Here is a 1,365-nt window from a genome sequence, read left to right on the forward strand (position 1 = left end):
ACCGAGGCCCTCCGGCTGGTGGGGGAGTGACTGTCATGAGTGAATCCCGGCGACTGGTCGTCGTAGGTGCCTCTCTGGCGGGGCTGCGTGCCGTGGAGAGTGCTCGTCGCAGCGGTTTCACTGGTTCCGTCACGCTGATCGGTGCGGAGGAGCACCTGCCCTACAACCGTCCGCCTCTTTCCAAGGCCTATCTGGCGGCCGAGCCGGCCGTTCCCGTGGGCACCACGTTCCGTGCCGAGGCGGCCCTGCGCGACGAGCTCGGTGTCGAGCTGAGGCTCGGAGCGCCGGCCACCGCTCTGGACACCGAGGACCGTGCGGTGCTGGTGGACGGCGACGACCTGGTTCCGTACGACGCGCTGGTCATCGCCACCGGGGCGGTCGCCCGGGTCCTGCCGGGCACGGAGAACCTCGCCGGCGTCCACACCCTGCGGACGGTGGACGACGCGGTGGCGGTCCGCCGGGCGCTCGACGGCGGGGCCCGGCTGGTGGTCATCGGCGCCGGGTTCATCGGCTCGGAGGTCGCCTCCTCGGCCCGGGAACGGGGTCTGTCGGTGACGGTGGTGGAGGCGGCGGAGGTGCCGCTGCGCCGGGCGCTGGGTGACGAGATGGGTGTGGCGTGTGCCGCGCTGCACGAGCGGGCGGGTACCGACCTGCGGCGCGGAGTGGGTGTACGGGAGATCCGCCGGGACGGTGACGGACTGGCCGTCGACCTCGCGGACGGCAGCACCGTGCGCGCAGACCTGGTGGTCTCGGGTGTGGGCGCCGACCCGGCCACCTCCTGGCTGGAGGGCTCGGGCCTGGAGCTCGGTAACGGTGTGCGCTGCGACCGGACGCTGGCCGCGTCGGTGCCCGGGGTGTACGCGGCGGGCGATATTGCGCACTGGCACAACCCTTTGTTCGAGCAGTCGATGCGGCTGGAGAACTGGACCAGCGCCGCCGAGCAGGGTGCCGCCGCCGCGTTCAACGCCCTGCACCCGCAGCAGGCGAAGCCGTTTTCCACGGTCCCCTACTTCTGGTCGGACTGGTACAAGACGCGCATCCAGTTCGTCGGACTCTCCCCGGCGGACGAGGTACGGGTGGTGGCCGGTGATCCGGAGGACGGGCGGTGGGTGGCGCTGTACCGCACCGGCGACCGTCTCACCGGCGCGCTGGCGATCGAGCACCCGACGCACATCATGAAGTACCGGATGATGATCGCCCGCGGTTGTTCCTGGTCCGAGGCGCTCGACTTCGCCCGCACCCTCGACGAGCAGGCTCACCCGACCGCGACGGTGTCCTGATGGGCGGCGCGGCGATCGCCGGGGTCGGTCTGACCGAGGTCGGCAAGGTGTACGGCCGCACGGCCGCGGAGTTCGCCGACGACGC

At 71.9% G+C, this 1,365-nt stretch carries 1 protein-coding gene; it reads left to right on the forward strand.

Features of this window, described 5'->3' with window-relative positions; genetic code table 11:
• The first annotated feature begins 35 nt into the window (after positions 1 to 35).
• Positions 36 to 1,280, forward strand: a complete 1,245-nt coding sequence (locus ACFY1L_RS55995; RefSeq protein ID WP_388843387.1) for an NAD(P)/FAD-dependent oxidoreductase — start codon at positions 36 to 38, stop codon at positions 1,278 to 1,280.
• The last annotated feature ends 85 nt before the right edge of the window (positions 1,281 to 1,365 follow it).

The organism is Streptomyces sp. NPDC001663, assembly GCF_042893105.1.
Lineage (GTDB): Bacteria > Actinomycetota > Actinomycetes > Streptomycetales > Streptomycetaceae > Streptomyces.

What these genes read in the sequence shown, in the direction of transcription:
- ACFY1L_RS55995 (WP_388843387.1), top strand. Translation starts at nt 36, where the DNA reads ATGAGTGAATCCCGGCGACTGGTCGTCGTAGGTGCCTCTCTGGCGGGG.